The sequence below is a fragment of the Alkalithermobacter paradoxus genome (assembly GCA_002029295.1).
GTDB classification, from domain to species: domain Bacteria; phylum Bacillota; class Clostridia; order Peptostreptococcales; family Peptostreptococcaceae; genus Alkalithermobacter; species Alkalithermobacter paradoxus.
Genome location: MZGW01000002.1, coordinates 257,633 through 274,079, shown reverse-complemented (window position 1 = coordinate 274,079; position 16,447 = coordinate 257,633). Strand labels below are relative to the sequence as shown.

Sequence of the window (16,447 nt, the reverse complement as noted above, 5' to 3'; positions counted from 1 at the left end):
CCTGCCATATTGAAATATCTATAACTTTTTAGATTGTTAATTACTTAATAGAACATCCCAAATACAATACTTGCAATTACTAGCATGATACCCCCACCAAGTCTTGATGAGATTTGAGCCCAAGAAATTAAATCCATTCTCTTTGCTGCTCCTAGAACTGCTAAGTCTCCAGAACCACCTCTATTTGCCATACATAACCCAGCTGTAATAGCTGATTCAATTGGGAAGAAACCTACTAAATATCCGAATGCAGCACTTCCAAAAGTAGCGCCTAGAACAATAAATGTCGCAACTATAACATTTTTAATAGTAAGCGCAGCTATTATTTCTCCAAGATCTGTATAAGCTACCCCTACACCAATCATAATTACCCATAAAAATTGTCCTGAAAAGAAACTTTGTAATTTCTTAGCACCCTGCTTTAATTCTTGAGGAATAATGTTTAGTGCATTGAATAGTGATACAAACAACACCATGTAAGCAAATGTATGAATTTGAACACCAAAAATAGTTGGTAAAATCTTTCTACTCACTAGCGTTGCTAAGATAAAAAATCCTGTTGATAATACTAATCCTGCTCCAAGTTCACTGTTTGTTACTTTAATATCTACTTTAGCTTCTTTAATATCTCCACTTTTACTTCTAACTAATTCTCCATGACCTGTTAATTCACTTCTCTTTTCTCCTAATTTATTTAACAGTGCAGCTACTATAATAGCAACAATATTAGCAATTGTTAAAATAGGGAAAGCAAATGATAAGAAATTACTTGGATCATTCCCTGTTGTTGCAGCATAAATTTCACTCATTGGTAATGCTCCAGCTCCAGTTCCTCCTCCCATAATAGGAAGTACATACATTGTTATTACGTCTCTTACAGAAATCCCTGTCATAAGTCCACCTATTGCTCCAAAAACCATTGCTCCGATTACACCAAAAATTATTGTTGGAATATACCCTGCTAATGCTCTTAGTAAAAGTTTTCTCTGTACAGATAATATACTTCCAGTTATTAATACAGAAATAAATAAGTTCAGAAAATTCGTAGTTTCTATAAAATTAGAGATCGTATCAGCAGTTTTTTCTGGCATGATACCAGCATACACTAAATAAGCAGATCCTAGAAAAGCAAGAATGGCTCCTCCACCAACGTACTCATTCCAAATTGGTATTCTGTCTCCAACTTCACCAAATATAATTCCTAAAACCAAACTAATACCTAATGCTCCTACAATGTTCCCTGGAAGAACATCTGTTAAAGATGCTGCAATAACAGCTGCTGCAAATAGAACAAATAATGACATCGGTATACCATAAACCTTAAAGCCTTTCATTTGTTCAATTGCACTTTTTCTTTGAATCTTTTCTTGATTAACCATAAATTTACCTCCTTTTGTTTAAATTAAAAAAGGTCAACACAGAAATATACATTCCTGTGTTGACCTTTTTAAGCTAAATCAATAGACTTTCTTAAATAAGTTCAACATATATTAATTATCGTATTAAATTCACTTTTTATATATTAGCTATTCTGAAAAGCCTTTCTCTGAAAACCTTTTCAAACTTAGCTATACTCATAATATATATTATTTTATAAAATTTGTAAAGTTTTTTTTAAATAAAGTCAAATTTAATTCTATTTATGTCTTTCGATGTGTCTATTTCAACTGTTTTTAATCTTGATTCCCATTGGAGAATATCCTTTAAAAAATTAGTTAGTTCACTTTCAGAGTCTTTGTATAGAATTTCCCTGTTATACTTTACTATAGATATATTTTTTTCATTTCCTAACAATGTCTTTTCCATTTTAGTAAAAGCATCCATAACTTCTACTTCTAAACTATCTCCATGAATAAAAGCCTTAACATTCTGAGGACCTTTACCTGTCTTTTCTTTGATAAATCTTGCAATTCCATTTCTTATCTTTTCTTCTAAACTATTCTTTTCTTCGATGGACATGGCTGTACTTCTTACTTTTAACAAAGTACCCCTACTTCTTAATACTTTAACAGCAGTTTTTTCTAAGATGTTTACTAATTCTCTTGCATCTAGAGGTTTTAAAATATAATTATCAATTCCTAAATCCACTGCCTTTAAAATAATATCTTTATCAGAAAAGGCTGTGGTAACAATTACGGGTACATCACTAATTTTTCTTATTTCCTTTATCATAGCCATACCATCCATGACAGGCATCCTAAGATCAGTTAATACTAGATCTGGAAGATGATTCTTAAATAACTCAAATCCATTCATACCATTTTCTGCTACAATAAGTTTTCCTACTCTTTTCTTTAGAAAGAAACTCATTTGTTGGATTACTTCTAACTCGTCTTCTACATAGAGTACCTTCAGATTTTTCAATAAACTACTATCAATACTCATTTTATCCTCCTTATGAAATATTTTGAAGAAGTAGAATAGACCATTACAAAACATCATAATCAAACTATTACTTTTCAACCAAAAAGAGGATTTTTTCTAAAATCCTCTTTTGATTCTTATTCAGCTAGTTTTAAGTTATTATTCAATTCATATTTTCTAATTATGGCATGCACAGCATTTAACAATTCATCTAGGGAGTGTTTTTTACTTCGGATACACACTATGGGTTTCTCGCCACACAAAAGACATTTACGTCCTTGTAACCCCAGTGATTCTCTGCTTATTTGATGTCCATCTTCACTAAGTATATCAAAGTCAAACAATCTCCCTAAATCATGGTTCTGTTCGATTGATACAGTTAGCCTTTTTATAGAATCAACATCCCAATCTACACATAGAAATTTTTCAAGTCCAGCAAAGCTACTGTTAGACTGACTATAAACAATATGTATATTTCTATCTTCTAGTTCTTTTTCCAAAACATGTACACCAATACTATGTATTTCATTAAATAATATACTATTTTTTTCCGGTCCAGGAATATTTAGAGTGAATGAGATTAAGGGAACTTTATAATTCTTTAATAATTCTCTTTGTAGTTTGACCCTTTGTTCTCTTCCATAAAGAACCTTTTGCAACTTTTGTATATCTATACTAAGCATTGAGTACCACCTCTGATTTATTTTACCTCTCTGATAACATCAATAATTGTTCCATCTCTATATTCAACAAGTGCAACAATCTTTTCTCCATACTCAATTGCCTTTGGCTTACCTGCGATTTTTTCAGCTTTTTCTTTTAATTCTTCTATAGTAAGTAAAGGTAAATTTGTATTTGATAGCTTCTCTATTAAGTCAGTCCTTAATGGATTTATCGCAATTCCTCTATCTGTTACTACTACATCAATCGTCTCACCCGGAGTAGTTACAGTATTTACACTTTCTACTATAGTAGGTATCCTACCTCTAATTAATGGTGCAACTATAATAGATAGTTTTGATCCTGCAGCAGTATCACAATGACCTCCTGACGCTCCTCTTAATACTCCATCCGAGCCTGTTATAACATTTACATTAAAGTCAGTATCTATCTCTAATGCACTTAGAATGACAATATCTAACATGTTTACTGCACAACCTTTGTTATGTGGATTAGCATAGAATCCTGCATCTATTTCAACATGGTTAGGGTTTGTTCCTATTGATTTAGCAGCAGTTAAATCGAAGCACTGAGTATCATATAGTTTACCAATCAATCCCTCTTCTAACATTTCTACAAACTGGCCTGTAATACCTCCTAACGCAAAGCTCGCTTTGATATTTTTTTCTATCATCGTCTGCTTAATAGACCTAGCTACTGCAAGAGATGCACCTCCTGTACCACATTGCATAGAAAAGCCATCTACTAAGTATCCAGATTCCTTAATAACCGTTGCAGCATATTTAGCAATTAGTAATTCTCTAGGATTTTTTGTATATCTAGTAGCACCAGAAACTATCCCCTTAGGGTTTCCTATAGCATCAATCTTAACTACAAAGTCTACATCAGTTTGTGAGATACTTGCAGGAACATTAGGATATGGAACTAAATTATCAGTAATTAAAACAACTTTATCAGCATATTGTGCATCTACTTTAGCATAACCTAATGAACCACAGAATGATTTTCCTGAATGCCCATTTGCATTACCATATTCATCACATGCAGGTACACCTAAAAATGCTACATCTATCTTCACTTCTCCTGCCTCTATTGCTCTAGCTCTGCCTCCATGGGAGCGGATCTTAACGGGATATTCTAAAATACCTTTTGAGATAGCATCTGCAAGAGAACCTCTCAACCCACTAGTTTCTATTTTAGTAATAACGCCATTCTCAATATGCTCAATAATTGGTGCATGTACACTATTCAGAGAACTTGGAGCTAAGGTAATGTTTTTTATACCTAGTTTAGCAATGGCGTCTACTACCATATTTATGATGTAGTCCCCTTCTCTAAAATGATGGTGAAAAGAAATTGTCATACCATCCTTTAATCCAGTTTCAATGATAGCTTCTTCGATACTCTCCAACATTTTACTCTCTTTAGGGGTTATTGTTGAAATTTTTCGACCAAATTTACGCGTTGTAGGTTTGATACTAAAAGGTCCTTTATACGCCCTCAGCTCTCCAATTCCTTCTATATAATCTGGAATTTCTCTTCCTATTTTATTAGTAGCCAATTTTTTCCCCTCCTTCAATTGTATATACACCGGCTGCTTGAGCTAAAGTTAATACTCTTTCTGCTCGCTCAATAATAGGCTTATCTATCATCTTACCATCAAGCGAAACAACGCCTAATCCCTTCTTTAGAGCCTCTTTACTTGCATTGATTATGCGTATAGATTTTTCTATCTCTTTATCAGTAGGTGTATATATATCATGTACAATATCTATTTGTCTAGGATTAATAACAGATTTACCATCAAATCCTAGCTGTTTAATGTGCTTAACTTCATTTGCGAAACCTTCCTCATCATTTACATCTGAAAACACCGTATCGAGAGCGTAGATTCCAGCTGCCCTTGCAGCTAATAATAGTTGACTTCTCGCAGTTAATAGTTCAACACCATCTAAGGAACGAGTAGTTTTCATATCAGTAACAAAGTCCTCTGCACCAATAGCTATTCCAACTAATCTTGAGCTAGCAGTAGCAATTTGATGAGCATTAATAATACCAAGTGCACTTTCTACAGCTGCCATCATTTTAATTGTTCCAACTTCCATACCTATTTTCTTTTCGATTCCTTCTATAATTTTCTCTACCTCAATTACATCTTGAGGCGTCTCAGTTTTAGGTAGACGAATAATGTCTGGCTTTGCTCTAACAATAGCTTCTAGGTCCTGCAATCCAAATGGTGTATCTAGTCCATTAATTCTAACTGCTATTTCAGTTCCCTCGTAATCAATATTTCTTAACGCATTGTAAATTAAAAACCTTGCAGAATCTTTTTCATTAATTGATACTGAGTCTTCTAAATCAAACATAACTGTATCAGCACCAAAAATATGAGCATCTTTTACCATACTTGGATTATTTCCTGGAACATACATCATAGTCCTTCTTAATTTCAACATTATTTCTCCTCCCCCCAATTGAAGGTTTCTATCTGTGCAGCTCTTGATACTGCTGTTTGTAATCTTGCTATAATTACACAGTCTAAAGCCCCTTTATCATTAATCTTAACAGTTGCATTCTTCACTTTTAACTCTTCAAGGGTTTGCAACACAACACTTTTAATCTGTTCACCATATTGCTTTTCTACAAGACTATTTAATTCTAGTATTATTCCTTCGCCATGATTTGGTTCAACAATAATTGAAACATCACTAGATTCCAATGTCCCCGCCATTGCAATAGTTTTTATCTCCATAGTTTACCTCCTATATTTGACTAGCCTAGCTATTTTATTTTTTCTATTATTTTTTGACCCTCTTGAGATGTAAGAAATTGATAAGTTGTTATTGGTAGCAATTTCTTTGTGTCAATTAACTTACCTTCTCTTAGTAATTTCCTTACCCTTGATGCACTGATAACTTCTGTGCCTTCTTTCATTCTAGGCACTTCAACAACTTTAATACCATATTTTGGTAGTACTATCTTCATAGTATCATTGTATGTTGAAGTTAATTGGCAAAATGGTTCTTCTCCAACATATCTATGATTAATGCCTAAAGCTGGTACAAAATATCTTGCGAAAATCTCAATATCTAATAATGCATGAGTTTTTACTATATCATCATATCTTTTCATAAAATACGATGGAAATGTAGCACTGGAAATTAAATAGTTTTTAGTTTGATGCACTACAACATTTTCCAGATGTTTAGTCCCTTCTTTTACTAGTCTTAAACGGATTTCTGTAGGGAAGTCTGATTTATCTTCAGACACAACAAAGATATGTAAAATATCACTTTCCTCAGCAGCCTTCTCTATCAAATACTGGTGCCCTAATGTGAATGGATTGCAGTTAACCACAATAGCTGAGATCTTTAAGCCATCTTTTCTTGAAGATGAAATTTCTTTCATAAAGTTATCGATGCCTCTATTTTGGTTTTCTAACAATACAACCATTCCTGGAACTTGTGCTATTTCATAAAAACCTAAATCTAAGAAAATATTTAAGTTCTTTGGATTTGTATAAACAAATAGATGTTGTGTTCCTTTTCTATGAGCTTCATTTATCAGGTTTGAAACGATCTTGTTTGCAATACCAATCCCTTGATAACTTTCATCTACTGCAACATATTTTATAACTTTACCATCTAATGAACCAGTTGCTACAACACTTTCTTCATTTAACAAAGCAAAAGTGTATTCTACATTGTCTTCAACTTTCAATCCTTGATCTACAAGGAATTTATTTATTAATCTTCTCTGAATAATATCATTGTTTTCAATAATACATTCCCTTAGATTTAAGAATTCCACTTCAGCCACCCCCTTAGACTTTGTATAAAAGTAATTTTACTGGTGTTAGCTTTTCTTTAAATTCATAATACCAAAAAGATATCTATTCGTCAAAACATTTGTTTTGAACACTTAACATATGTTTAGTTTTTTTTTTTTTACTTGTATCTACTTTTTTTCAATAAAGCCTGTTTGTTATTATTAATTTCAATGTATCTACACATATTTCTATAACATTCGTTAATTTGTTTATCATTTGTTAGAAATTAAAACATATGATAGAAGTCCTTTTACCTTGTTAGTCAATAATTTGTAAGATATAATATTATTAATTAACAGAAATAAAATAATTAAAATTATTATTTGAGGAGTCAATATTATGAAGGATTACGAAAAGATGAGTGACGCAGAAAAATTAAAATTTCTCGCAAAACTTGCTGATATGTATTACGAAGGAAATATGACACAATCTGAAATTGCTAACCATTTTTCTACAACACGTTTTAAAATATCTAAACTACTTCAAGAAGCCAGAGATAGAAATGTTGTTGAGATAATCATAAATCAACCTAATGAAAGATCAACAGAAATTGAAGATTTGCTGATGAAGCACTTTAAACTAACCCATGCAATTGTACTAAACAATCATACTATGTCCCACGACGAAACAATCCATTACTTAGGAAAATTAGGTGCTGAGTATATAGATAGTATAATAACTGAGAATTCAATCGTAGGTATATTGTGGGGAAAAACAATTTTTAACGTGATTAAGCACCTACATCCTAAAAATAAAAAATCCATCACAGCAGTTCAGGTTCTTGGGGCAGCAGCAAAAGATAACCCACTTATTGATTCCCATGAATTAATTCGCAACTTTGCGAATGCTTATGGTGGTAGATATAAATATTTATATGCACCTTTATATATAGATAATGATTATGTGAGGACAGCTTTACTTCAAGAACCAGTTATCAACGACACTCTATTTTTAGCTAGCAAATGTGATGTTATTCTAACTGGTATTGGAACCATAGATGCAGTTTTCGCATCTACTCTATGGTCAAATTATTTAGTTGAAAATAAGAATTTTTATATAAATTCTAAAAAATCGGTTGGCTGCATATATGCTCGTTTATTTGATATTAATGGAGAAGAAGTAGATATAGATATAAATAAAAAGATAATTGGAACAGACTTAAGTGCAATTCGCCAAGCTAAATACACTATCGGAGTTGCCTCTGGAAAGTATAAGGCTGAATCAATATTAGGAGCATTAAGAGGAAAGTATATTAATGTTTTAATTTCAGATGCTTCAACTGCTTCAAAAGTTTTAGCCCTAGCTGACATTGATATAGACTAAACGGATGAAAAGTCAACTTGGTAAATCCTAAGTTGACTTTTTCATATATTTCTCAACTAAATCAAAAAATACTGTCACTCCTAGTAAGTCCGCACTTCCTCCTGGGCTTATGTTTCTTTCAATAAATTCTATGCACAACTGGTCAATTTTTTCTTTACCAATACTTGTTTTCATTCCACCACTAGCTATAATTTCTCTTGATTTTCCTTTTACTTCATTTAGTACTTGAATAGAATGCCTATGAAGAATTGTTGAGTCGTCACATTTTTGCATAATCGCTATTAAAGTATGAATTAATCTATCATTTATCGATAAACCACCGCAATCTTTGTAAATATCTAAGGAAAAATCGAAAACAGTTGGTATTCCACTTTCTACTTCCCCTCTTATTCCTGCTACTTTATGCTTTAGATATAATCTCTCACCATTTGACAAACCTTCTCTTTCATCCAATGTTAAAAGTTCTTCTTTTACAATACCTTCTGTCATCATCTTAATAATACCTTGAATTTCACTAAAACTTCTTTTCTCATGTATAGCTTTTGCTGTTGCTGCACAAGAAATGCCCATAAGAAATAGCATACCTTTATGAGTATTAACCCCTTTAGTCTTAGCAAACATATCTTTCTCAGCATCGATACCTATTTTTCTAATTCGTTTAAACATTTCCTTATATGAACAATCTGTGAAACCTTCCTGGGCAAATAGAATAAAATATTTACTAAGAGCCATCGTACTATCAATAAACGTAAAATAGTTCATATCTTTGTGAGCTCCATTTGATACTGGAGAAACAAGTCCTGGCGATGGATAACACGAAACTTCATAAAGCATTGCTTCTACCGCAAAATTCCCTATAATAAAAGCAGTATCATTTACATTATATATTTTTTCATTATTCAACATCTAAACAACCCCTTAAATCAATTATTTGCATAGGAAAAACTTACTAAATTTGTTAATACCGCTTTTCTTTTGGTATAATAATCTTTCCTTTCACTCCATCCATTACATTCTCAACAACTAATTCTCCATTAAATTTTTCTTTGATAATATATCTAGATATATATAAGCCAAGCCCAGTTCCTTTGTTCCCCTTAGTTGTAACATACGGCTTCCATAAATTCTCAATCACCTCTTTTTTTATACCTCCACCATTATCTATAATTTGTATAATGATTTCCGTTTTCTTATCCTCTATATAAATTTTTATACTTTTATTCTCTTTAATTTCTTTTAGTGCATCTATGGAGTTGTTTAATAGATTTAGGACGACTTGTGAGAAAATATTACTTTCGCCATTTATCTTTAACTGTTTATCCCCGTAGATATCGACTTTTATTTCTAACTCATTTATTCTTGACATATTTAATTCAATCGCAAATTCAATCGCATCATATATATTGAATATTTGATCCTCATCTTGTGGTTTGAAAAAGTACTTAAAGTCATCTATTGTTTTAGAAATCTTATCTACGAATTTATAATTCGATCGTAGTAGTATATTTAAATACTCTTCATTATTCTCCTTGTAATTATAGTAGTCCTCAATATTATACAAAGATATCTTTAAAGCATTTAATGGCTGCTTGAGTTGATGTGCTATTGCTGCAAGCATTTCTCCCATTGCGGCAAATTTAGACTGATGCATAATTAGAGCATTCTTCTCTTTAAGTTCATTGAAATAAATAGACTCCAGTACAATTTCATTTTTTTTCATTTCTACCCTATAAATATATATAATAATAATCAAACTAGTTATAATTAGTAGAATAGCTATAGCTATTGTTGCATTAGTAATACCTTCAAAACTTACCATAGTTTCTTTATAGTCTGCAGAAAAGTTTAATATAATAAATGTATCCCCTATATCTGCAAAGGTAAACCCATTTAGCTTTTTGACTCTAGTATCATCCCCAGGCCATATTGAGTGATATATTCCCACTCCCGTTTCTTTATTTATCTGCCTCCTAACATTTTCCTCTAATTCGCTCCAATCATAATTTGGATATTGTTGTTTCCTAGCATGTACAACTTCCTCTCCTATAAATTTCATAGAAGGATGTAAAAACAATCTCCCCTGATTATCTTTAAGAGAAATATACCCCTTCTGGTTCAATTGATAGTCCGCTAAATAAACGTGATATATATAGTCTGAATCTATTTTTACTCTTACAAAACCTAATAACTCATCGTCCGATTTAACAGCTTGAGTAATATTAATGCTTTGATTTCCAAATACATCTATGAAATATACATCTTTATGAGTCCTTATAGCTTTAGCAATATCTTCCCCTTCCTTATATTCATAATCATTATAGTCGGTATAAACCTTTAATATATCTCCATCCCTATCAATCAATTCAATTGCTATATATTCATTCTTTCCTAATCTATATAGTAAATCTATTAAATTAATATTCTCTTTTTCGCCATTTGCAAGCTGTGCAAATTCTTGTTGTAGTTCTAAATCCTTTAATATTTCTCTTAAATGATGTTCTTTCAAACTGAAGTATTGCTCTAGCTGTGATGAGGCTGCAGTAACGATATTTAATATATTTTCCTGCTGTGACTTTATGACGATATCTCTATAATAGTTATGGCTATTGATTAGAACTGCTAGTATACTCCCCATAATAACAAGAGTATAAAAGATTAATCTCAATATTTTTATATCGCATTGTTTCTTTAGCTGTTGTATATTCATAATTATCACCCTTGATTAAATATAAAATCTATGTCATTATATCATCTAAAATTGTGTTTTGTAATAGTAAAGTGATAATAATTTCTATAAGAAATTTATGAAGATATAAAAAGCAATCTTTTGCTATTGCTATATTAGCGTAAGCAGGCCGTGTTTGAGAATACCCTTTTGTCTGATTTATAGGTTGACAGCAAAAATAAATGCAAATAGAAACATGTTCTCTCACTCTCTGCTTCTTTTTTTATATCAAATTGCTGTGTCATGACTTTTAAGTCTTATGTCTGTAAGAAATAGCTCTAGATTACATAATTAAATTAGCCAAAAATTCTAATCTCAAAGTACACAGATTTGTACACTTTTTAGTATAATATTTCAAAAACAATTGGGGAAATATTATGCATAAAGATATGTCTAATCAAATAAAACTTATGAGAGAGGAGTTTGGACTATTGAATAAAAATGAACTAGCTAGAAGATTTAACTGTGATAGAGGAACTTTAGGTAGATCCATTGCCAATCTAGGAAATGAATTAAGAAAACCAAGAAAATTAAAAAGTAAACTTGATTAATATAAAGAAATCCTAATAGATAACGTTGATAACTCTAGTTCAAATTCTATGGCAGTTTTTAAATTCATTCAAAATGGATATGATGGAGGTTACTAGACCGTAAACAACCTTATTAAAAGGCACAAAAAATCTGAAATAGAAAAAGCAACTATTAGATTCTATACTAGTTGTGGTCTTCAAGCACAGGTTGACTGGAAGGAAAGTATAAAAATGATTAATAGGCATGGAGAAATATTTAAATTAAATATATTTTTAATAGTCTTAGGCTATTCTAGACTTAATTTCTTAAAACTCATAACTAATAGAACTCAAGAAACACTATTTGAGTGTTTGTTTGAAGGTTTTAGATACTATGAAGATGTGCCTCTAGAAATTCTATTTGATAATATGTCAACAGTTGTTGATAGAAATAATAATACCTTTAAAAATGTTTTAATAAATAAAGTTCTTAAACATTTTTAAATGGATGCTGGGTTTGAAGTAATAACATGTAGTCTTTACCGACCAAAAAGTAAAGGAAAGGTTAAGGCACTTGCAAAGCTAGTAGATAAGCTAACGCCGTATAATGGAGAGTTTGATACATTGATTAGTTAGAAAGTATCGCTAAATCTTTTAATGAAGGAAGATATAAATAATTAAATTCCACAAGCAACAAACAAAATCCCAGCCTTAAGATATGAAAAAGAAAAAGAGTATCTAAACCCTTTACCTACAATGGATATCCTTTTATCATATTTCCACCAAGAAAAACAATATAAGATACTAACGAATCCATGATCAGATATAAAGGTAAAAAATACTCTGTTTCAACCAATTATATTGGTAGCTATTTAACAGTATAACAAATTGATTCTCAATTATACATTTATTTTAATAAAGACTTGGTTGTTTGTCATCAAATTTCCGATAAAATTCTCCAGTACAAAAAAGACCCATGCAAAGCACATATTGCAGTCAGATGCTTTTAGGCACTGCTCTGACCAAGATATTGAGTTATTCATTGAGCAAAATTTTAAAAATACGGATGTTCTTTTTGAGGATTAATTGAATGAGTTCATATACTAAACTACTCAATAACTTAGAGTCTCTTAAATTAGAGAGGTTTAGAACCTTTTTACCTAATTATTTAAATGAGGTAGCTAAGCGCGAAATTCCTTTTACAGACGCCCTTCTAGAGCTAGTTGGAAAAGAACTTGATTTTAGAAATGAAAGGGCTTCTAAAATACAAATAGCCGTTTCTACTTTCCCCTACAATAAAACTCTATCAGATTTTGATTTTCAACCTTATATCAATAAATCTCGGTTATTAGATTTAGAGAGTTTGAGATTTATGGAAAATAAAGAAAACGTTTTATTTTTGGATCTTCTGGGGCTGATAAAAAACTCACTTAGCTGTGCACTAGGAATAGCTGCAGCTAAGAAAAGATATATTAACTACTTTATTTCTTGTAATGATCTAATCATGCAATTAAATAAAGCTCATGCAGAAAATCACTTATAAGCCCTATATATAAAGACTAAAATAGTTTTTTCTATACGTTAATTGTATATAATCCTTAGTGTCCCTTCTTCTTACTATGTATTTTTAAATAAATGTTGAGACGTATCCCCAGTATATTTTTTACGCAAAATGTGCACCTGCTTTAGATACCTGGTAAACTAAATTACACACAAAATACTATCTGAAAGGAAGTATCCAACAAGTGGACATTAACAATTTCATCATAAACCACTTCCGTTGCTCTTTTTGTCATGTAATTTTTAAGGTAGATGTCTCCCTTTCAAGCCTATCTTTCTAAAATACTTATCAAATAAGAAAGGACAGGCATTTTAATAAACGCCCACCCTAGCTATTAACAATGAACCAAAAATAAATTATTTAAAGTGCACAGATTATTTTAAATACTTACACTACCAATTTTGCACCTTTTCTACGATTGCATTTCCAACGAAGTGTCTGTAAATTTTCTACTTCTGTCTTTCCACCCCTAGATATAGGCACTATATGATCAATTTCTAATAACAAATTAGGTTCTTTTTCTGTTGAGTTATGACAAATACGACATGTATAATTATCTCTTTCTTTTATAAATTCTCTTAATTTTGGTGTCATTAAAGCTCTTTGTCCTTCTACACTATTTTGCCATTTAATCTTTTCACTCAGGTACTCAATAAATTTTTCTAAATTTTCGAGATCAAATTTAACATCTACACTCATAGAAGAATTTCCACCAGGACTAATATATTGAAAGGTATACTTTGGAAAATACAAATCTGAAAAATCAATTTCTTCAAATCCCAACTTTTCTTCTAATTTCTTTTTTGAAAGATGCTTTATTAAGAACGTAATTCTATTTTTAATATCTTTAAGTATTTTTTCTTTCTTGATCATCAAATAATTTTTACCTTCTTCAACAGCAGAAAAGTTATTTAATAACTCTTCAAAGTGTTCAAGTGTCTCTTCATTTTTATCAATATTAAAGTATTTGGAGATATATTTAAATGGTTGTACCTGTGCATTTCTACATACACTTAAGCTACAATTATAGACATGCTTTGAACATGAAAATTTATCTAATTCTTTTCTCTTATAATTATATTTACTATTATCTTTTACCTACGCTAAACCATAGTCTTTTTTATTTAAAATTACATAGGATTGCTTTAATTCTTCAATATGTTGATTTAAATCATTGCATTCATTAACATAAGCTTCTATTTCCTCTTTAATTTGATTAAATTTTTTACTTCTAAAGTACAGAGACTCATAAATTTTATAAATAATAAACATTACAAGTAAAAAAATAAAAACAGGTGCCATCAATAAAAATAGTGCTAATCCTATTAAAAGTGCAATAATATTTAACATTGTATCACTCCTCTTATAATTAATTTAGTAGTCAGTTTTAAATTAATTTCCTGTGACTAAGCTTACCATTAAAACAATAAAATTGGTGGAAATTATATAGTATAAGACTAGTGCAGATATACCCCTGCATAGTAGTAGAAGAGATGAATCAGTATATGTATATTCTAACTCTACCTTTTGGCCACTATCGTGCTGCTTCTGTTTAAGAGTGTTTCCTTTATCATTTTAGGCAACAAATAATCAACCATATAGTGTCAAAATACTGCACTACCTTCAGGAAAGAATCTGTCATATCTTACCTTAGTTGTGGAATCAACCCTACTCCATAGCTGACACTTAGCAAATTTCTTATCATCTCATGGGGAATTATCGGTTTAGATCAAAAGTTACTCTCTGAATCCAAAAATTATTGCTGATTACAAGAATTCCTTTGTAGATATTGATAAAACTGACCTTAAAGATGCTCTTGTTATTGCTGACTCCGATAGAATTGTCAAAATAATAACATCACCGTAACGTGAAAGTCAGTATATATCTTTACAGCGTCTCACCAGGTATATACTTCATCTTATTGAAAGTATAGCTAGAGAAAAGTCTTACATAAAGTTATAGAACATTTCAATCCCTCATAGGTAGTCTACAACCCTTATGATTATCTATTTTTCGTATGTTTTCTAAATTGTCAAATTGTTTCTTTTTCTTAGTTAATAGATGATTTTCTAAGTTTTTAAATACTTCAAGCCCGCTTTACCGCCCCCTAGTTTTTTGGAAGATTATAAGTCAGCAGGCAAAAATAAAGGCAGGTAGTAAACATGTTCGTTCACTATCTGCTTCTTTTTTTTAATATCAAATTAAAATGTCATGACTTTTTAATCTTATATCTATAGAAAATACTAATCCCTTCAAACATGTCACATTTACTTCCTCTGTACCCATCTTAAACCATTGAAAGATTTAAGTCCTATAGGTCATTTTTCAAAACTCCCCAAAATCAGTTTTTTCAACTGTTAAATTAAATCCTATCCATAATATGTATAAGAATTTTATACTGCTCTAGACATTAATCAATCTATTTTGACTAAGGTTTCAAAAAAACTATGTATAAAGACTAAAATAGGTTTTTCTATGCGTTAATAGTATATAATTTTCTATGCCTCTTGTTTTTAATATATATTTTAAAATCACCTTTGTGAACAAATTTCCCAAAAACAGAAGAACCCACTAAAATCAGCAGGTTAGTATCGTATCAATAGGATATAGCATATTGGTGGAGGCGAGGGGAATCGAACCCCTGTCCGAAAGTCCTTTGCCTAAAGCTTCTACGAGCGTATCTATTGTTTTAGAGCTTCGCATCACCCAACGCCCAATAGAAGGCTTTGAGATCAGCTAGTCTCAATCAATCCATCTTTAGTCGAGACACCCTAAAGATAGTTCCCCACTGAGTCGACGCCCTAGTCTAGCTTGTGGGCAGCTAGGTAGGACGAGCAGCTACTAAGCTGCTAAAGCGTAATTATCGTTTGCGTTTATATTTAATCCCCAGTTTTTTACGTGTCCAGAGAAACACGACTCGCTACTCTAGGGTCCAAACCCCCGTCGAAACCTTTACGCCCCCATGTTAAGGGTTTAATACTTTCCTGATAATTCTCTTTGCATACGTCTTTGAGCATCTTTCTTAGCTATATCTTCTCTTTTATCGTATAATTTCTTACCTTTCGCAAGTCCTATAGATACTTTAACTTTTCCTCTTTTTAGGTACATACTAAGCGGAACTAGTGAGTATCCTTTCTCTTTTATTGCTCCTATTAATTTTCTTATTTCATGTTTATGAAGTAATAACTTTCTAGGTCTAACAGGATCAACATTAAATATATTTCCTTGTTCGTATGGGCTTATATGAACTTGTTTTAAAAAAACTTCACCATTATCTACAGATGCAAAACCTTCAGCAAGATTTACTTTTCCACCTCTTATAGATTTTACTTCGGTACCTTTTAGCTCTATCCCTGCTTCATATGTTTCTTCTATAAAGAAATTGTATTTTGCTTTTCTGTTTTGTGCTAAAATCTTTATTCCTTCACTCATAAACCCACCCTCTATTTGTTGAA

17 protein-coding genes and 1 other RNA gene are annotated in these 16,447 nt (G+C 31.2%); 5 read left to right on the top strand and 13 right to left on the bottom strand.

The window, feature by feature from the left end:
• Positions 1 to 44: 44 nt before the first annotated feature.
• The 7 genes from citS to citC form a co-directional block, all read right to left on the bottom strand.
• Positions 45 to 1,379, bottom strand: coding sequence for a citrate/sodium symporter CitS (gene citS, locus CLOTH_RS04285; RefSeq protein WP_079411540.1), 1,335 nt, complete (start codon positions 1,377 to 1,379; stop codon positions 45 to 47).
• 235 nt (positions 1,380 to 1,614) lie between these two features.
• Positions 1,615 to 2,385, bottom strand: a complete 771-nt coding sequence (locus tag CLOTH_RS04280) for a Na-translocating system protein MpsC family protein (protein WP_158080457.1) — start codon at positions 2,383 to 2,385, stop codon at positions 1,615 to 1,617.
• 116 nt (positions 2,386 to 2,501) lie between these two features.
• On the bottom strand, positions 2,502 to 3,047 hold the full coding sequence (citX, locus tag CLOTH_RS04275) for a citrate lyase holo-[acyl-carrier protein] synthase (RefSeq protein WP_079411536.1): 546 nt from the start codon (positions 3,045 to 3,047) through the stop codon (positions 2,502 to 2,504).
• A gap of 17 nt (positions 3,048 to 3,064) precedes the next feature.
• On the bottom strand, positions 3,065 to 4,606 hold the full coding sequence (gene citF / locus CLOTH_RS04270) for a citrate lyase subunit alpha (RefSeq protein ID WP_143715416.1): 1,542 nt from the start codon (positions 4,604 to 4,606) through the stop codon (positions 3,065 to 3,067).
• Complete coding sequence (gene citE, locus CLOTH_RS04265) at positions 4,596 to 5,501, bottom strand: citrate (pro-3S)-lyase subunit beta (RefSeq protein WP_079411534.1); 906 nt, start codon at positions 5,499 to 5,501, stop codon at positions 4,596 to 4,598. The genes citF and citE overlap by 11 nt, the downstream gene beginning before the upstream one ends.
• The gene (citD, locus tag CLOTH_RS04260; RefSeq protein WP_079411532.1) at positions 5,501 to 5,797 is read right to left on the bottom strand and encodes a citrate lyase acyl carrier protein; all 297 of its coding nucleotides are present in this window, start codon (positions 5,795 to 5,797) and stop codon (positions 5,501 to 5,503) included. Before citD ends, citE begins: the two co-directional genes overlap by 1 nt.
• Positions 5,798 to 5,826: 29 nt before the next feature.
• On the bottom strand, positions 5,827 to 6,864 hold the full coding sequence (citC, locus tag CLOTH_RS04255; RefSeq protein WP_331722005.1) for a [citrate (pro-3S)-lyase] ligase: 1,038 nt from the start codon (positions 6,862 to 6,864) through the stop codon (positions 5,827 to 5,829).
• Between the two features lie 367 nt (positions 6,865 to 7,231).
• On the opposite strand from citC, the gene CLOTH_RS04250 reads away from it, so the two are divergent.
• On the top strand, positions 7,232 to 8,197 hold the full coding sequence (locus CLOTH_RS04250; RefSeq protein ID WP_331722004.1) for a sugar-binding transcriptional regulator: 966 nt from the start codon (positions 7,232 to 7,234) through the stop codon (positions 8,195 to 8,197).
• Positions 8,198 to 8,224: 27 nt separating this feature from the next.
• Here CLOTH_RS04250 and citG read toward each other — a convergent pair whose 3' ends face one another.
• Positions 8,225 to 9,103 (bottom strand): triphosphoribosyl-dephospho-CoA synthase CitG, encoded by an 879-nt coding sequence (gene citG / locus CLOTH_RS04245; RefSeq protein WP_331722003.1) that lies wholly within the window; start codon positions 9,101 to 9,103, stop codon positions 8,225 to 8,227.
• A 52-nt stretch (positions 9,104 to 9,155) separates the two neighbouring features.
• Positions 9,156 to 10,904 (bottom strand): sensor histidine kinase, encoded by a 1,749-nt coding sequence (locus CLOTH_RS04240; protein ID WP_079411526.1) that lies wholly within the window; start codon positions 10,902 to 10,904, stop codon positions 9,156 to 9,158.
• A gap of 395 nt (positions 10,905 to 11,299) precedes the next feature.
• Between CLOTH_RS04240 and CLOTH_RS10570 the strand changes: the two genes are divergently transcribed.
• The 4 genes from CLOTH_RS10570 to CLOTH_RS04230 all read left to right on the top strand — a co-directional run bounded on the left by CLOTH_RS10570 (position 11,300) and on the right by CLOTH_RS04230 (position 12,974).
• Positions 11,300 to 11,473, top strand: coding sequence for a hypothetical protein (locus CLOTH_RS10570; protein ID WP_158080456.1), 174 nt, complete (start codon positions 11,300 to 11,302; stop codon positions 11,471 to 11,473).
• 210 nt (positions 11,474 to 11,683) lie between these two features.
• Positions 11,684 to 11,935: a hypothetical protein gene (locus CLOTH_RS04235; protein ID WP_079411524.1), complete on the top strand. Its 252-nt coding sequence runs from the start codon at positions 11,684 to 11,686 to the stop codon at positions 11,933 to 11,935.
• Entirely contained in the window at positions 11,936 to 12,067 is a 132-nt protein-coding gene (locus tag CLOTH_RS10785; RefSeq protein WP_331722002.1) for a hypothetical protein, read from the top strand.
• A gap of 454 nt (positions 12,068 to 12,521) precedes the next feature.
• Positions 12,522 to 12,974: an ATP-binding protein gene (locus tag CLOTH_RS04230; protein ID WP_079411522.1), complete on the top strand. Its 453-nt coding sequence runs from the start codon at positions 12,522 to 12,524 to the stop codon at positions 12,972 to 12,974.
• 405 nt (positions 12,975 to 13,379) lie between these two features.
• Here CLOTH_RS04230 and CLOTH_RS04225 read toward each other — a convergent pair whose 3' ends face one another.
• From CLOTH_RS04225 to smpB, 4 genes are all read right to left on the bottom strand, one after another.
• The gene (locus tag CLOTH_RS04225) at positions 13,380 to 13,865 is read right to left on the bottom strand and encodes an HNH endonuclease (protein WP_143715415.1); all 486 of its coding nucleotides are present in this window, start codon (positions 13,863 to 13,865) and stop codon (positions 13,380 to 13,382) included.
• A 225-nt stretch (positions 13,866 to 14,090) separates the two neighbouring features.
• On the bottom strand, positions 14,091 to 14,342 hold the full coding sequence (locus tag CLOTH_RS04220) for a hypothetical protein (protein ID WP_079411518.1): 252 nt from the start codon (positions 14,340 to 14,342) through the stop codon (positions 14,091 to 14,093).
• Between the two features lie 1,265 nt (positions 14,343 to 15,607).
• Positions 15,608 to 15,954: a transfer-messenger RNA gene (gene ssrA, locus CLOTH_RS04215) on the bottom strand.
• Positions 15,955 to 15,965: 11 nt separating this feature from the next.
• On the bottom strand, positions 15,966 to 16,424 hold the full coding sequence (gene smpB, locus CLOTH_RS04210) for an SsrA-binding protein SmpB (protein ID WP_079411516.1): 459 nt from the start codon (positions 16,422 to 16,424) through the stop codon (positions 15,966 to 15,968).
• Between the last annotated feature and the right edge of the window lie 23 nt (positions 16,425 to 16,447).

Coding starts and splice junctions, on each gene's coding strand:
- CLOTH_RS04240 (WP_079411526.1), bottom strand. CDS start 10,904: ATGAATATACAACAGCTAAAGAAACAATGCGATATAAAAATATTGAGA.
- CLOTH_RS04225 (WP_143715415.1), bottom strand. CDS start 13,865: ATGATCAAGAAAGAAAAAATACTTAAAGATATTAAAAATAGAATTACG.
- CLOTH_RS04230 (WP_079411522.1), top strand. CDS start 12,522: ATGAGTTCATATACTAAACTACTCAATAACTTAGAGTCTCTTAAATTA.
- citX (WP_079411536.1), bottom strand. CDS start 3,047: ATGCTTAGTATAGATATACAAAAGTTGCAAAAGGTTCTTTATGGAAGA.
- CLOTH_RS04280 (WP_158080457.1), bottom strand. CDS start 2,385: ATGAGTATTGATAGTAGTTTATTGAAAAATCTGAAGGTACTCTATGTA.
- smpB (WP_079411516.1), bottom strand. CDS start 16,424: ATGAGTGAAGGAATAAAGATTTTAGCACAAAACAGAAAAGCAAAATAC.
- CLOTH_RS04235 (WP_079411524.1), top strand. CDS start 11,684: ATGATTAATAGGCATGGAGAAATATTTAAATTAAATATATTTTTAATA.
- citD (WP_079411532.1), bottom strand. CDS start 5,797: ATGGAGATAAAAACTATTGCAATGGCGGGGACATTGGAATCTAGTGAT.
- CLOTH_RS10785 (WP_331722002.1), top strand. CDS start 11,936: ATGGATGCTGGGTTTGAAGTAATAACATGTAGTCTTTACCGACCAAAA.
- citS (WP_079411540.1), bottom strand. CDS start 1,379: ATGGTTAATCAAGAAAAGATTCAAAGAAAAAGTGCAATTGAACAAATG.
- CLOTH_RS10570 (WP_158080456.1), top strand. CDS start 11,300: ATGCATAAAGATATGTCTAATCAAATAAAACTTATGAGAGAGGAGTTT.
- CLOTH_RS04250 (WP_331722004.1), top strand. CDS start 7,232: ATGAGTGACGCAGAAAAATTAAAATTTCTCGCAAAACTTGCTGATATG.
- CLOTH_RS04220 (WP_079411518.1), bottom strand. CDS start 14,342: ATGTTAAATATTATTGCACTTTTAATAGGATTAGCACTATTTTTATTG.
- citE (WP_079411534.1), bottom strand. CDS start 5,501: ATGTTGAAATTAAGAAGGACTATGATGTATGTTCCAGGAAATAATCCA.
- citG (WP_331722003.1), bottom strand. CDS start 9,103: ATGTTGAATAATGAAAAAATATATAATGTAAATGATACTGCTTTTATT.